The organism is Streptosporangium longisporum (assembly GCF_039534895.1).
GTDB lineage: Bacteria > Actinomycetota > Actinomycetes > Streptosporangiales > Streptosporangiaceae > Streptosporangium > Streptosporangium longisporum.
In genome coordinates, this window is record NZ_BAAAWD010000019.1 from 531868 (window position 1) to 545451 (window position 13584).

14 protein-coding genes are annotated in these 13584 nt (G+C 73.7%); 7 read left to right on the plus strand and 7 right to left on the minus strand.

The features are described 5' to 3' along the window. Window positions 1–123: 123 nt before the first annotated feature. From ABD832_RS34145 to ABD832_RS34155, 3 genes are all read right to left on the minus strand, one after another. Window positions 124–702: a PIN domain-containing protein gene (locus ABD832_RS34145; RefSeq protein ID WP_344903966.1), complete on the minus strand. Its 579-nt coding sequence runs from the start codon at window positions 700–702 to the stop codon at window positions 124–126. A gap of 18 nt (window positions 703–720) precedes the next feature. Then, on the minus strand, window positions 721–1173 hold the full coding sequence (locus ABD832_RS34150) for a helix-turn-helix domain-containing protein (RefSeq protein WP_344903969.1): 453 nt from the start codon (window positions 1171–1173) through the stop codon (window positions 721–723). A gap of 79 nt (window positions 1174–1252) precedes the next feature. After that, a complete protein-coding gene (locus tag ABD832_RS34155) occupies window positions 1253–1996 on the minus strand; it encodes a GAF and ANTAR domain-containing protein (RefSeq protein WP_344903973.1) in 744 nt (247 codons plus the stop codon). A 198-nt stretch (window positions 1997–2194) separates the two neighbouring features. On the opposite strand from ABD832_RS34155, the gene ABD832_RS34160 reads away from it, so the two are divergent. The 4 genes from ABD832_RS34160 to ABD832_RS34175 all read left to right on the plus strand — a co-directional run bounded on the left by ABD832_RS34160 (window position 2195) and on the right by ABD832_RS34175 (window position 5706). Then, window positions 2195–2650: an STAS domain-containing protein gene (locus ABD832_RS34160; RefSeq protein WP_344903976.1), complete on the plus strand. Its 456-nt coding sequence runs from the start codon at window positions 2195–2197 to the stop codon at window positions 2648–2650. A 270-nt stretch (window positions 2651–2920) separates the two neighbouring features. Continuing rightward, window positions 2921–3790, plus strand: coding sequence for a copper resistance CopC family protein (locus ABD832_RS34165; protein ID WP_344903979.1), 870 nt, complete (start codon window positions 2921–2923; stop codon window positions 3788–3790). A gap of 197 nt (window positions 3791–3987) precedes the next feature. Next, on the plus strand, window positions 3988–4380 hold the full coding sequence (locus ABD832_RS34170; RefSeq protein WP_344903982.1) for a cupredoxin domain-containing protein: 393 nt from the start codon (window positions 3988–3990) through the stop codon (window positions 4378–4380). A 9-nt stretch (window positions 4381–4389) separates the two neighbouring features. After that, window positions 4390–5706 (plus strand): hypothetical protein, encoded by a 1317-nt coding sequence (locus ABD832_RS34175; protein ID WP_344903985.1) that lies wholly within the window; start codon window positions 4390–4392, stop codon window positions 5704–5706. Between the two features lie 92 nt (window positions 5707–5798). Here ABD832_RS34175 and ABD832_RS34180 read toward each other — a convergent pair whose 3' ends face one another. Beyond that, window positions 5799–6473, minus strand: coding sequence for a glycosyltransferase family 2 protein (locus ABD832_RS34180; RefSeq protein WP_344903988.1), 675 nt, complete (start codon window positions 6471–6473; stop codon window positions 5799–5801). Beyond that, window positions 6470–8197, minus strand: a complete 1728-nt coding sequence (locus tag ABD832_RS34185) for an NAD-dependent epimerase/dehydratase family protein (protein ID WP_344903991.1) — start codon at window positions 8195–8197, stop codon at window positions 6470–6472. The genes ABD832_RS34180 and ABD832_RS34185 overlap by 4 nt, the downstream gene beginning before the upstream one ends. 664 nt (window positions 8198–8861) lie before the next feature. Here ABD832_RS34185 and ABD832_RS34190 point away from each other — a divergent pair. Together ABD832_RS34190 and ABD832_RS34195 are read left to right on the plus strand one after the other, a co-directional pair. Continuing rightward, window positions 8862–9491: a TIGR04282 family arsenosugar biosynthesis glycosyltransferase gene (locus ABD832_RS34190; protein WP_344903994.1), complete on the plus strand. Its 630-nt coding sequence runs from the start codon at window positions 8862–8864 to the stop codon at window positions 9489–9491. Between the two features lie 8 nt (window positions 9492–9499). Then, entirely contained in the window at window positions 9500–10192 is a 693-nt protein-coding gene (locus ABD832_RS34195; RefSeq protein ID WP_425582696.1) for a methyltransferase domain-containing protein, read from the plus strand. A gap of 126 nt (window positions 10193–10318) precedes the next feature. Here the strand turns inward: ABD832_RS34195 and ABD832_RS34200 are convergent, their stop codons facing one another. Both ABD832_RS34200 and ABD832_RS34205 read right to left on the minus strand, forming a co-directional pair. After that, a complete protein-coding gene (locus ABD832_RS34200) occupies window positions 10319–11236 on the minus strand; it encodes a glycosyltransferase (RefSeq protein WP_344903997.1) in 918 nt (305 codons plus the stop codon). Beyond that, on the minus strand, window positions 11233–11772 hold the full coding sequence (locus tag ABD832_RS34205; protein WP_344904000.1) for a D-glycero-alpha-D-manno-heptose-1,7-bisphosphate 7-phosphatase: 540 nt from the start codon (window positions 11770–11772) through the stop codon (window positions 11233–11235). The genes ABD832_RS34200 and ABD832_RS34205 overlap by 4 nt, the downstream gene beginning before the upstream one ends. A gap of 111 nt (window positions 11773–11883) precedes the next feature. Between ABD832_RS34205 and ABD832_RS34210 the strand changes: the two genes are divergently transcribed. After that, entirely contained in the window at window positions 11884–13524 is a 1641-nt protein-coding gene (locus ABD832_RS34210; RefSeq protein ID WP_344904003.1) for a carbamoyltransferase family protein, read from the plus strand. Window positions 13525–13584: the final 60 nt, after the last annotated feature.

Below are 13584 nucleotides of genomic sequence, written 5' to 3' on the forward strand. Positions count from 1 at the left end.
CCGGGTGACGGCCTCACGGCACGGCGACGCCCAGGCCTCGGATCGAAGGCCCGGGCATCGGCCTCGTTCTCTCCGCAGCGCTCTCGGTGACCCGTCGGATCGCCACCGCCCGAGCGTCTCGAATCAAAACTCTTCGGGTACGGCGGGCAGGCGGTTGCGCGCCCTCCGGGCGAACACGGGCACCCCGGCGCGTTCCAGCGCATGGGTGATGTCCGCTCCGGTCATGGGCGGGCGCCGCTTGCCCGCCGCCATCCTGATCAGGGCCGCGACCACCTCGCGAGGGCTCTGCGCCAGCAGCGAGCACAGATAGGTGTCGGGATCGGTGACGGTCACCCCGTAGGGGCTCAGGATCGCGGCGGGGAAGTCGGCGAGATTCCAGGTGACCAAGGTCTGGGCACGGCCGGCGATGGCGGCCGCCATGTGGTGACGATCGTCGGGGTCAGGACCGGCCAACCGGTCCAGCAGGTGCTTGTAGTCGTCCTCGGGCACACGGGTGTCGTCGAAGAACTCCCTGATCGCCGCGCTGATGCGGGCCGCCGCCGACGCGGAGCGATGCTGCTCGCGCACGATGACGCGCTCCCATTCCTCCAGCAGGTGATCGCTCCAGATCACGGTGTGCACCGCGTCCTCGGTCAGAGCGAGCATCAGGTCCATCAGCGAGAACGGGAACAGCACGTTGGTGTCAACGAAGACCCGCACCATCGGCGTACTCCCGCAAGATCAGTAGGGCAGATCCACTTCTTCGACGACATCCATGATCCTGCGACGGCCTTCCGCGCGCTGTTCGCGACGAGCCTGGAACTCCAGAACATCCGCGAGGCGCACCAGGCGATGACGGCTGTCCGGCAAGTACTGAGAGGGGATCTCACCCTCGTCGAGCAGACGTGCGACGAAGGGACGGGACAGCCCCAGAAGTTCGGCGACCTCGTTCGGAGTCAGCCGGGTCTCTACCGGCAGAGCCAGGACGGCGTTGCCCTTCGCGAGGTCGTGCGCCGCCGCCACCAGGAGGTTCACCAGCGACCGGGGCAGCTCGATGTCAGTACCGTCGGGTCCTCGCAGCACCAGCGACGCCTTCGTGGCGGCCGCAGTCGCCTCCAGGTGAGCAAGCAGCTCACGGTCACCGCCATCCGCCTCGACACGTGTCGCACTGGCCAGAACACCGGTGCGGGGCATGGCCACCTCCACCTCGAGTGATATCTGAAATAAGTGTAACCCGGTGTGGCCTTCAACTCCATCGCCGGAGCGCGACGATCTACTCGGGGGGGTCGAAGGCGTCGGGGCCGGAGGGCCGGCCGCCGACGGTGGTGACGATCTCGGCGGCCAGGTCGCGGATCTTGAGGTTGCGGTTCTGGGAGGCGCGGCTGAGCAGGGCGAACGCCTCTTCGGGCGGGCAGCGTTGCTGGGCCATCACGATGCCGACCGCCTGGTCGATGACGCTGCGTGAGGCCAGGGTGGCGCGCAGGTCGGCGTTCAGCCTGGACTGGTCGGCCAGGCGCAGGCTCAGCGCGACGGCGCCGGCGGCGGTGCCGGCGAACACGTTCATCCGCGCCAGGACGTCGTCGCCGAAGGCGCCGGGACGGGGGTTGTAGAGGTTGTAGCCGCCCACCTGGCCGCCGGGGGCCATCAGCGGCAGCGCGAGGCAGCTGCGCACGCCGTGGGCGAAGGCCTCGGTGCAGAACGAGCGCCAGCGCGGCTCGGTGGAGGTGTCGGCGGTGTGGTGGGCCTGGCCGCTGGACAGGGTGTCCAGGCACGGGCCCTCGCCGGTGCGGTACTGGATCTGGTCGACGGCCAAGGTGAGATCGTCGCTGCTGGCGATCGTCACGGCGCGCTCGCCTCGCACGACGGTGAGGCCGCACATGCTGCCCTCGGGCAGCGCGGCCGCGGTGGCCACGGTCAGCTCGTGCAGGAACTCCTCGAAGGTGTCGGTCGCCACCAGCAGCGACAGCAGGGCGTCCGACCAGGTGGGACCGGAGGGGGAGGTGAACGGCGAAGACATGGCTCGCCCGCGATTTTCTGGGGCTGCGCCCCACCGGTCACCGGCGACGAGACATCTGACCGACGTGTGCGAAGTGCCTCCGGCGACCCTTTCAGCCTTGCACACTCAAGGAATGGTTAAGCCGGTCAAGGCGGGTAGGGGGATGCCGGTCCAGAGACGAGGCCGCTTTCCCGCCATGCCCGCGAAGGTGAGCGCCCGATGTCCTCCGATCCCTTCATCTCCTCCCCGCAGCCACGGCCGATGACCGACGCTCCCGAGGCGCCGCTGGAGGTACGCACCTGGCGGCTGGAGTCGCTGCGGATCCTTCGTCTCCTGGGCGAGCTGGACGCCGTCACCGCTCCCCGCGTGCACGCCACCCTCGACGAGGCGGTGGGCAGCCGCGGTGAGGTCAGGCTGATCGTGGATCTCACCGGGCTGACCTTCATCACCTCGGCAGGGGTGGGGCTGCTGGTGGAGATCCGCAGGCGGGTCGGCGAGCGCGGGGGGCGTCTGATCGTGATCCTCGCCCCGGGCAGCAGTCCCCGGCGGCTTTTCGACCTGACCACCATGACGGACTACTTCGAGGTCGCAGAGAGCCTGAGAGAGGCGGTGGGCGTCCTGAAGCAGGCGGACGGCGACCTGGCCTGGCAGGGCGGGACCGGCGAGACGCCGTAGGCGCGGGCTTCGCCGTTCTCGGCGTTCTCGGCGTCTGTGCCGTCTGTGCCGTCTGCGGTCATGGCCGGGGGCATCGGTCTCATCCGCTGTGTGCCGCCGCTCATAGCATGCCTATTTCGCGATATGTGGCGTTCTTTCGCCAAATGAGTACTGATCTTCTGTTCATATGCCGCAAAAGCGGCTACTCTCAACTGGATTTGACCTTGAGCGGTTGAATCGTCCCGCGTTTCCACGGCCGGTGAGCCCTACCGGTGGAGAGCAGAGGTGGCGATGGCGCGCTGGTTGGGCCAGCTGCTCGTGCTGGTCGTCGTCGCCGGCGCCGCGCTGACCGCCCTGGCGACACCCGCGTCCGCGCACGGCCAGCTCGCGATGTCGACACCGGCCAAGGACAGCACGGTGACCGAGCCGCTGGAGTCGCTCGCGCTCTACTTCACCGAGAAGCCCGCCACGAACGCGTACTTCTCCGTCACCGCCCCCGGCGGCGCCCGTGTCGACCGGCCCTGGTCGCACGGGCAGCCGAAGCGCCTCGACGAGCCGGTCACCGAGTACAACCTCGTGGACGGCTCCTGGCAGCCGAAGCTGTACCACACCGGGTTCCCGGCGACCGTCCCGGTCGCGTACTGGCCGGAGCAGGGCCTGTACGTCGCCCGCTACGTGTCGGTCGCCTCGGACGGCGAGAAGGTCACCGGAGAGGTCAGGTTCACCTACAGAGGCGGGACGTCGAAACCGCCCAAGGGCTGGAAGGCACCCACGAACGAGCCCGATCCCGCGCTGCTCGCCCACACGGAACCCAGCTCCGCCGCACCGTCGGCCGGAGCGTCGGCCGGAGCGGCCGCCCCCGTCACCCCGCAGGGCACGCCGCAGGCGGTGTCGTCGGACGAGCCCCGGCCCGCCGCCTCGGGCTTCGACCCGTCGGTGTGGCTGCTGCCCGCCGTCCTGGTCGCCGGAGCGGGGTTCATGGTGGTCCGGGCGGCACGGCGGCCGTCGTCCCGTGGCACGGAGGTCCGGCGACGTCCCACCGGGCCGCCGGCGAGCACGTCCCCGGGCCGGTCCGCGAGCGCGTCGCGCGGGCCGCGCGACGCCAAGACCGGCAAGGCGAGCAAGGCCGGCAAGGCGGCCAAGAGCGCCAGGCGACGCTGACCCGCCGCCCGCGCCCCGGTCCCGCAGCCACCATGCCGCCACCTGCCGCCACCTGCCGCGACCTGCCGTCACCACGTCGCCGTCACGTCGCCGTCATGCCGTCGTCGCACCGGCCCCCGTACCGATTCGCCGTCCCCGCCACCATGCCGGCTCGCCGCTCTCCACGTCGGCCTGACACCCCCCTCAGGAGAACAGTCATGACGTCCCCCCTCGCCCGCCGCCGCCCGCTGCCGGCCGCGCTCATGCTCGGCGTGGCGCTGCTGACGGCCCTGCTGACGGCCACGGCCTGCGGCTCGCCCGCCGCGGCCCCCGCCCCCGGCGCCTCGACGGTCAAGGAGATCACGGTGGCCGTCACCGGACGGCAGGTGACGCCCCCTCCCGGACGGATCGACGTGGCCAAGGGCCAGACGGTACGGATCACCGTGACCGGTGACACGGCCGACGAGGCGCACGTGCACGGCTACGACAAGGCCGCGACCCTGAAGCCGGGCGTCCCCGCGACGATCGAGTTCGTCGCCGACCGGGACGGCCTGTTCGAGGTCGAGACCCACGGGTCGAAGCTGCAGCTGTGCCAGCTCGTGGTGCGCTAGGGCGGCGTGATGTTCCTGGCCCACGGCATCGGCGGCCGCCAGGACCTGCCGATCCCCTTCGAGGCCGCGCTGACCGGCGCGATCCTCGCCCTGCTGGTGTCGTTCGTGGCGCTGGGCGCCCTGTGGACCGAGCCGCGGCTGGGCACCGGCGCCCGCCACCCCCGCCCGCTGCCCTCCCCGCTCCAGCGGACGGTCTCCGCGCGGGCGTGGCCGTGGGTCTGGCGCATCGCCGGGCTCGTCGCGGCGGCGTACTTCTGCGTGGGCCTGCTCCTCGGCCCGGACCGGGTCGAGAACCCCACGGCGGGGGTGTTCTACGTCCTGTTCTGGGTCGGGCTGGTGCCGCTCTCGCTGCTGTTCGGGCCGGTGTGGCCGGTCCTCAACCCGCTGCGGACGCTGCACCTGCTGGCCTGCCGGGCTCTGGGACGCGACCCCGAAACCGGGCTGCGCCCGCTGCCGCAGGGGCTCGGCTACTGGCCCGCCGCCGGTGGCCTCCTCGCCTTCGTCTGGCTGGAACTGGTCGCCCCCGAACGGGCCACCCTGCCCGTCATCGGGGCCTGGCTCGCCGCCTACGTCGTGTTCATGCTCGCGGGGGCGGTGCTGTTCGGGTCGCGCTGGTTCGGCCACGCGGACGCGTTCGAGGTCTACAGCACCCTCGTCGGCCGGCTCGCCCCGGTGGTGAGAGGCCCCGGCGGCGTCGTGACCTGGCGCAACTCGCTGGACGGCATGGCCGGGCTCCGGCCGGTGCCGGGGCTGACGGTGCTGGTGGTGGTGCTCCTCGGCTCCACCATGTACGACAGTCTCTCCAACGCCCCGATCTGGGTGCGCTTCGTGCAGGAGAGCGCGGTACCGGCTCCGGTCATGGGAACGGCAGGCCTGCTGACCGTCATCGGCCTGGTGCTCGCGGCGTACCGCGGCGCGACCTCGCTGGCCGGCCGGTGGGGCGCGGCCGAGCCGGGGACGACCGCGGGCGAGCTGGCGCACGCGGTGGTGCCGATCGCCGTCGGGTACGTGGTCGCCCACTACTACACGCTTCTCCTGCTGGAGGGGCAGCGGACCCTGGCCCTGCTCTCCGATCCGCTGGTCACCGGCGCCGACTGGCTGGGCACCGCGGGATGGACCGTCCAGGCGGCCGGCACCTCCCCGGCCGGGATCGCCATGCTCCAGGTGACGGTCATCGTCGTCGGCCACGTGCTCGGCACCGTGCTCGCCCACGACCGCGCGCTGGCCCTGTTCCCGCGGCGGACCGCCGTCGTCGGGCAGATCCCGCTCCTGGTGCTGATGGTGGCCTACACCGTGGTGGGCCTGCTGCTGTTGTTCGCGGGCTGACCGGCCGCTCCGGCCGGGCGCACCGGTCCACCGGTCCACCGGGTCGGCGGGCCGCTGGAGCGCGCCGGTCTGCTCGGGGGAGGATCCCGTCGTCAGGCAGGGTCCGGCGGCGTGTCCCGGGCGGCCATGACCCGGCGCATGTCGGCGACGGCCCGCAGGGTCCCCCGTACGGTGCCGGTCACCTTGGAGCGCCCGTCGCGCCGGAGGTAGTCGACGTCGACCTCGCTGATGCGCCAGCCGCTCGCGGCGGCCCGGAGCACCATCTCCAGCGGGTAGCCGAAGCGCCTGTCGGTCAGGCCGAGACCGGTGAGCGCGTCCCTGCGGCAGGCGCGCATCGGCCCGAGGTCGTGCACGGCGGCCCCGGTACGGCGGCGCAGGTCCCGGGCGAGCACGGCGTTGCCCAGCCGGGCGTGCGGTGGCCAGGCCCCGCGCTCCCGTGGCCTGCGCCGGCCGAGCACGAGATCGCTCCACCCGGCCAGGACCGGGGCGGTGACGCGGGGCAGCTGGCGAGGGTCCAGCGAGGCGTCGGCGTCCATGAGGCAGACGACGTCGGCGGTCGCGGCAAGGAGCCCGGCGTGACAGGCCGCGCCGAATCCCCGTCGTGGCTCCTCCACCACGCACGCGCCGAGCGAGGCGGCGATCTCGGCCGAGCCGTCGGTGGAGCCGTTGTCGACCACGATCGGACGGTACCCGTCGGGCATGCGCCCGAGCACCCAGGGCAGGGCGGACGCCTCGTCCAGGCACGGCAGGATCACCTCGATCGTCACGGCTGCGCTCCCAGCGGGGCGGTGGCGAACTCTCCGACGCCCTCTTCGAAGCCGATCCCGGCCTGGAATCCGAGCTCGGTACGGGCCTTGTCGGGAGAGGCGACGATGTGGCGGACGTCCCCGAGCCGGTACTCGCCGGTGACGACCGGGGCGGGGCCGCCGCGTTCGGCGGCCAGGGCCGCCGCCAGCTCCCCGATGGTGTGCGGGGTGCCGCTGGCGACGTTGTAGGCGGCCAGCGTGCCCGGCGCGACGGGGGCGACGGGGGCGACGAGGACGCGGGCGGCTGCCAGGTTGGCGGCGGCGACGTCGCGGACATGGACGAAGTCACGGCGCTGCCCCCCGTCCTCGAACACCCTGGGCGCCCGCCCCGCCTCCAGCCGGGAGCGGAAGACGGCCGCCACCCCGGAGTAGGGGGTGTCGCGCGGCATGCGGGGGCCGTACACGTTGTGGTAGCGCAGGGCCACCGCGCCGCCCCCGGTCTCCCTGGCCCAGTTGGCGGCCAGATGCTCCTGGGCGAGTTTGGTGGTGGCGTAGGCGTTGCGAGGGTCGGCCGGCGCCTCCTCTCCGATCACCGCGGGGCTCAGCGGCGCACCGCAGTGGGGACAGGGCGGCTCGAACACCCCCCGGCCGAGATCGGCCGCCGACCGCGGGCCCGGCCTGACCGGTCCGTGCTCGGCGCATCCGTAGGCGCCCTCGCCGTAGACGACCATGGACGAGGCCAGTACCAGCCGCCCGATGTCGTGCCTGGCCATCGCGGCGAGCAGGACCGCGGTGCCGTACACGTTGACCGAGGCGTAGTCGGGCAGGTCGGCGACGTCCACCCCGAGACCGACCTTGGCCGCCTGGTGGACGACCAGGTCCACCCCCGGCAGCAGCCCGTCCAGGACGGAGGGGTCCCTGAGGTCGCCGCCGGTCCGCAGGTCGAGGCCGGTCACCTCGTACCCTGCCGTCCGGAACGCCTCCGTCACGTGGCCTCCGATGAAACCGGCCGAGCCGGTGACCATCACTCTCACCCGGCCGACGGTAGCGACGGCACCGCCTCCGCGGGGGTTCGCCGGCGCCGGCGTTCGCAAGCCGTAAGAACTACGAGACCGGCGGCGAGGGCGTAGGCGGCCGTGGCCGGGCCCCCCAGGTAGGCGACCGCTCCGGCCGCCGCGACGCCCAGCCACTCCGGGCGCGCCGCCATGGCCGCCAGCGCGACCACCAGGAGGGCGTACCAGGAGTAGCCGGGCGTGAGAAGCAGCATCAGCGACCCGGCGACCAGCAGCGCGCCCTCCCAGGGACGCTCGGGGTCCCCCCCGCCACAGCACGTACGCGACGACGGCGGCCATGACCAGCGCCACGGCGACGGGGGCCCACGCGTCCGGCACGAGCAGCCGCAGCACGCCGTAGCGCCCGCGCGCTCCAGGGTCCTCGTACCCCTCCTCCTGGAGGTAGCCGAACAGGTAGCCGAGCACGGAGGCCCGCGAGCCGAGCACGTACGGCAGGTAGGCCAGGACGACCACCAGGGCGGCCGGCACCAGGATCGCCGTGATCCGCCGCCGGTCGATCCCGCCGCGCAGCACGCCGGCCAGCGCGCCGGGCAGGGCGAGCACGGGCAGCAGCTTGACCGCCACGGCGGCGCCGAGCAGCGCGCCGCGTCCCCTGGCCACCGAGAAGGCGAGCACCACCAGCAGCACGCCCAGGACGTCGACGTGGGCGTTGTTCACCGCCTCGACGGGCACCGCCGGGCACCACGCCCAGCACGCGGCCGCCCGGTCCCCCCCACCGCCGCCGGAGCGCCAGCAGCACGGCCACCGACAGCAGCGCGCCGGCGACCTGCAGCCCCTTGTGCCGGGCCCCGTCGGGCGAGGCGCCGTGCACCAGGAGGAAGTAGACCTCGGCGAGCGGCGGGTAGATGGTGTGGACCGCAGGGCGGTTGATCAGGGTCGCGCCGTTCCCGGGGAAGAGCCAGGGGTCGCGCAGGGCGGCGAGCGCGGGGTCGGCGGGCGCGTGGTCGTACGGGGAGAACCCCGCGGCCTGCACCCGCCCGTCCCAGGCGTAGCGGTAGGAGTCGGTGCTGGTGCTCGGCGGCGCGGCCAGGCCCGTGGCGGACACGGCGATCCCCCCGGCCACCACCCAGACGCCCGCATGGCGGCCGGGCAGAGCGCGCGCGAGCCAGAGCGCCGCCGGGAACAGCCCCCAGGCGCACGCGTACCACCACGACAGGCCGGGCTGGCCGTGCGCCACCCGGACCAGGACGGCGACCAGCGCCAGCAGCGTGCCACCGAGGATGTACCGTCTCACGCCGTTCAGCGTGCCAGCGCCCACCCGCGCCGCGGTCCCCCGGGCGGGGGGCGTAACGACCTCGTAAGGGTTGGACCGGGCCATCGGCCGTACGGTCCTGTCGTGACGCAGATCCTCGTCATCGCGAAGGAGCCCGTCCCCGGACGGGTCAAATCCCGGCTGACGCCCCCTTTCACCCCCGCCCAGGCCGCCGGGCTGGCCGAGGCCGCGCTCGCCGACACCCTGGAGTGCGTGGCGGCCACCCCCGCCACCCAGCGCGTGCTCGCCCTGGAGGGGCTGCCCGGCCCGTGGCTGCCCCCCGGCTTCGTGGTCATCCCGCAGCGCGGCGGCGGGCTGGACGAGCGTCTCGCCGCCGCCTTCGCCGACGCCCACCGGCTGCGTCCCGGACCCGCGGTGCTCATCGGCATGGACACCCCGCAGATCACCCCCGCTCTCCTGGAGGCCGCCACCGGTGCCCTGTCCTGCCACGACGCGGTGTACGGCCCCGCCGCCGACGGCGGTTACTGGCTCCTGGGCCTGCGCGTCCCCGATCCGGCCCTCGTGCTGGGCGTCCCCATGTCCCGTCCCGACACCGGCCGGGCCCAGCTGGAACGGCTGGCCGGCCTGCGGGTGTTCCACCTGCCCGAGCTCACCGACGTGGACACCGCCGCCGACGCCCGCCGGGTGGCGGCCGGGGCGCCGGGAACCCGTTTCGCCGCCCTGCACGAGATCTCCGCGGGGGCGCCCCGATGATGGGTGAGGTGTACGCCACCGCCCTCACCGGCCTGGGCACCGAGATCGAGTACGCCGACGGCACCCGGACCGCCCTGGAGGCCGGGCGCTGGTTCGCGCCGATCCCCGGCGACGAGGCGATGCTCGCCCGCTGCCGCGGCCTGACCCTCGACATCGGCTCGGGCCCTGGACGGCTGACCGCCGAACTCGCCCGTCGCGGTGTGCCCGCCCTCGGCATCGACATCACGCCGCAGGCCGTCCGGCTGACCCGCAGGGCCGGAGGGGTGGCGCTGCTCGGCGACGTCTTCGGCGACCTGCCCTGGAGCGGCCGGTGGTCCAGCGCTCTGCTGGCCGACGGCAACATCGGCATCGGCGGCCATCCCCACGCCCTGCTGCGCCGGGTGCGGCAGCTGTTGCGGCCGGGCGGCGAGGTGGTGGTCGAGCTGGCGGGACCCGCCACGGCCAGCCGCGTGGACCGGGTGCGCCTGCGCCGTCCCGAGGTGGTCGGCGACTGGTTCGGCTGGGCCGTGGTGTCGGTCAGCGACATCGCCCGCCTGGCCCGTACCGGTGGTCTCACGACCGTGGAGCATCACCACGAGCACGGCCGATGGTTCGCCCGCCTGCGCAGGCCCGCCCGCCCGGCGCCCCGGCCCCGGGCGGTACGGGAGACGCCCCGGCCCCGGGCGGTACGTGATCGGAAGGTGGGCCGGGACGCGTCCTGAGCGAGATCACATGGGATACGGATAGTCTTCTCTGCCCGCATCATTACTGAGAGTATTCGTTCTGTCGCCCTACGCCATGTCACTCTATGAGTGAATATTTGGGGTGAAAGGGACAGAGCTCATATGTCACATCGTGACCAGCAGGCGATCCCAGTCGGACAGGAAGCGGCCGAGCCCGTACCTGCCGAGCGCGGCCTCGCGCGCGGCCTCGCCCGCCCGCCTGGCGCGGCCGGGATCGGCGACGAACTCCCGCAGCGCGGCGGCCAGGGTCTCGACCCTGGTGGAGATCACTCCCGCCGCCGCCGGCACGGCCTCGACGGCCTCGGTCGTGGCGAGCGCGACGACCGGCATGCCCAGGTGCATGGCCTCGACCAGCGCCAGGCCCAGCGACGTCCAGCGGTAGGGGTGCAGGTAGACGCGGCGCCTGGCCAGCTCGGCGTGCATCGCGGCCTGCGGCAGGTCGTAGGCGGGATAGGCGAGCCCTTCGGCCTTCATGCCGAACACGTCCAGCGGCGCGGCCCCGGCGAGCCGGGGCAGCAGGTCGGTGCCCGCGACCCGGGTGCGGCGCACCGGCTCGTTGACGACCACCCCGGCCCGGGGCAGCTCCCCGGTGTAGAGGGGGCCCGGGTCGACGACGCCGTGCTCGATGACGCGCGTGGGCGCCCGGCCGTTGTCCCAGAACAGCTCGTTGAAGTGGGTGACGTGCACGATCGGGACGTCACCCCGCCCGGCCAGCGGGTGGCGGGTGTGCGGCACGTCCCCGGCCGGGGTGTTGTGCTCGACGTACACGCCGGGCAGGTCGCGGCCCAGCCACTCGCGGGCCAGCTCCATCTCGTGCGGGCGCTGGTAGACCACCGCGTCCAGGGGCTCGTGGCGCAGCGCGTCCCAGCAGACCTCGCGCACGCCCTCGGGCCAGGCGAACGTCCGTGCCCTGCCGCGCCCGTCCGGGCCGCGGCCGGGGACGAGCGGCACCACGTAGTCGTGGCGGCCCTGGACGAACGCCGTGGTCCACGAGCCGTGCACGTGCCAGAGCATGATCCTCATCGTCGTACCCGCACGCCCAGCGCCCTGGTGACGGCCTCGGTGAGGTCGGCGGCCACCTCCGGCGCGGCGGCCACCTCGCGGGCCAGGGTCTCCGCGGTCGGCACCAGGATGCCGCGCGCGCCCGCGGCCGCGGCGGCCTCCATGTCGCCGCCGATGTCGCCGATCACGACGCAGTCGCGCGGATCGACGCCGAGCGCCGCGGCGGCCCGCAGCACCAGCCCGGGGGCGGGCTTGCGGCACGCGCAGCGGTCGTCCTCGCCGTGCGCGCAGACCGCCCAGGTGTCGAACGTCCCCAGCAGCCGCTCGACCTCCGCGTTGACCCGGTCGAGCTGCTCGCGGGTGATCAGCCGCCTGGCGACGCCCGACTGGTTGGTGATCACTCCGGTGGGCACCATCGCGCGGCGCAGCCGGTCGAGCGCCTCCCGGGCACCCGGCACCGGCTCGACCAGGCCGGGGTCGGCGTTGTAGGGCACGTTCCTGATCAGTGTCCCGTCCCTGTCGAACAGGACGGCGGCCGGTGGCCGGATACGGTGCATGAGCTGCGGCTACCCGGTCTCCGATCAGCCCAAACGGTGACCGGCGAGGCCCTGACCTCCCCTTTCGCCATCACAGCCGATACGTGAGACACCTTTCGGAAGGGGAGCTCGATGAGGTTCCTGGGCATCAACGCGATCTTCCACGATCCCGCCGCGGCCCTCGTGGTCGACGGGGAGGTCGTGGCCGCCGCCGAGGAGGAACGCTTCAGCCGCCGCAAGCACGGCAAGCGGCCGGTGCCGTTCTCGGCGTGGGAGCTTCCCGAGCAGGCGGCCGCCTGGTGCCTTCGCCAGGCGGGCCTGAAACCGGAGGACCTGGACGCCGTCGCCTACTCCTACGACCCCGACCTGGTACGGCCGGGCCAGGAGGGGCTCGACCGCGGGTGGGAGGACCTGCGCACGACCTACGCCCGGCGGGCCCCGGCCTTCTTGTCCACCGCGCTGCCCGGCCTCGACCCGGCGCAGGTCTCCTACGTCCCCCACCACGTGGCGCACGCCGCGTCGGCCGGGCTGGCCTCGCCGTACCGCGACTGCGCGGTGCTGGTGTGCGACGGCCGGGGCGAGGCCGTGTCGCACCTGGCGGGGCACTACCGCGACGGCGAGCTGACCGTGCTGGCCGCCCAGGAACTGCCGCACTCGCTCGGGCTGATGTACGAGGAGGTCACCGAGCACCTGGGGTTCCTGCGCTCCTGCGACGAGTACAAGGTGATGGCGCTGGCCTCCTACGGCACGCCCCGTCACCTGGCCGCGCTGCGCGAGCTGATCGTCACGACCGGCGACGGCGGGTTCAGGGTGGAGCCGATCGGCTGGGGCGGCTACGCCAAGGCCCTGGCGGCCGGGGAGCCCTGGTCCGCCGACCACGCCGACCTGGCCGCCAGCGTGCAGGCCAGGCTGGAGGAGGTGCTGCTGGAGCTGGCGACGTGGCTGCACGGCCGTACCGGTGACCGGTACCTGACGCTCGCCGGGGGCGTCGCGCTCAACTGCGTCGCCAACACCCGGTTGCTGGCACAGGGCCCGTTCGAGGAGGTGTGGGTCCAGCCCGCGGCGGGCGACTCGGGCACCGCGCTCGGCGGGGCACTGCATCTGGCCAGGGCCCACGGCGAGGTCACGGTGCCGATGCCCGGCGCCGACCTGGGGCGGGGCTGGAGCGAACAGGAGCTGGCCGCGTGGCTGGACGTGGCGCGCGTGCCGCACACCCGGCCGCGCGACCTGGCCGCCGCGGTCGCGGCCGAGCTGGCCGCCGACCGGATCGTGGCCTGGTTCCAGGGCCGCGCCGAGTACGGGCCCCGGGCCCTGGGGCGGCGCTCGCTGCTGGCCCATCCCGGGTACGCGCGCAACACCGAGCGGCTGAACGACGTCAAGGGCCGCGAGCAGTTCCGGCCCATCGCGCCGATGGTGCTGGCCTCGCGCGCCGGGGAGATCTTCTCCCGGGGGCCGGCGTGCTCGCCGTACATGCTGTTCGTGCACGACGTGGAGCCGTCCTGGCGGGAGCGCATCCCCGCGGTGGTGCACGTGGACGGGACGGCGCGGGTGCAGACGGTCTCGGAGCGGCAGGAGCCGCTGCTGGCCCGGATGCTGGGCGAGTTCGAGGCGCGCACCGGCCTTCCCGTGGTGGTCAACACCAGCCTCAACACCGCCGGGCGGCCCATGGTCGACGACCCGCGCGACGCGCTGGAGTGCTTCGGCTCCTCACCGGTGGACGTGCTGGCGCTCGGCCCGTTCCTGGTACGGCGCGGGGAGGTGTTCGCCTCGTGACCCGCCCCGTGACCGACCCTGTGACCGACCTCGTGACCGGCCCTGTGACCGGCCCTGTGA

Coding starts and splice junctions, on each gene's coding strand:
- ABD832_RS34145 (WP_344903966.1), bottom strand. CDS start 702: ATGGTGCGGGTCTTCGTTGACACCAACGTGCTGTTCCCGTTCTCGCTG.
- ABD832_RS34150 (WP_344903969.1), bottom strand. CDS start 1,173: ATGCCCCGCACCGGTGTTCTGGCCAGTGCGACACGTGTCGAGGCGGAT.
- ABD832_RS34155 (WP_344903973.1), bottom strand. CDS start 1,996: ATGTCTTCGCCGTTCACCTCCCCCTCCGGTCCCACCTGGTCGGACGCC.
- ABD832_RS34160 (WP_344903976.1), top strand. CDS start 2,195: ATGTCCTCCGATCCCTTCATCTCCTCCCCGCAGCCACGGCCGATGACC.
- ABD832_RS34165 (WP_344903979.1), top strand. CDS start 2,921: ATGGCGCGCTGGTTGGGCCAGCTGCTCGTGCTGGTCGTCGTCGCCGGC.
- ABD832_RS34170 (WP_344903982.1), top strand. CDS start 3,988: ATGACGTCCCCCCTCGCCCGCCGCCGCCCGCTGCCGGCCGCGCTCATG.
- ABD832_RS34175 (WP_344903985.1), top strand. CDS start 4,390: ATGTTCCTGGCCCACGGCATCGGCGGCCGCCAGGACCTGCCGATCCCC.
- ABD832_RS34200 (WP_344903997.1), bottom strand. CDS start 11,236: ATGAGGATCATGCTCTGGCACGTGCACGGCTCGTGGACCACGGCGTTC.
- ABD832_RS34205 (WP_344904000.1), bottom strand. CDS start 11,772: ATGCACCGTATCCGGCCACCGGCCGCCGTCCTGTTCGACAGGGACGGG.
- ABD832_RS34210 (WP_344904003.1), top strand. CDS start 11,884: ATGAGGTTCCTGGGCATCAACGCGATCTTCCACGATCCCGCCGCGGCC.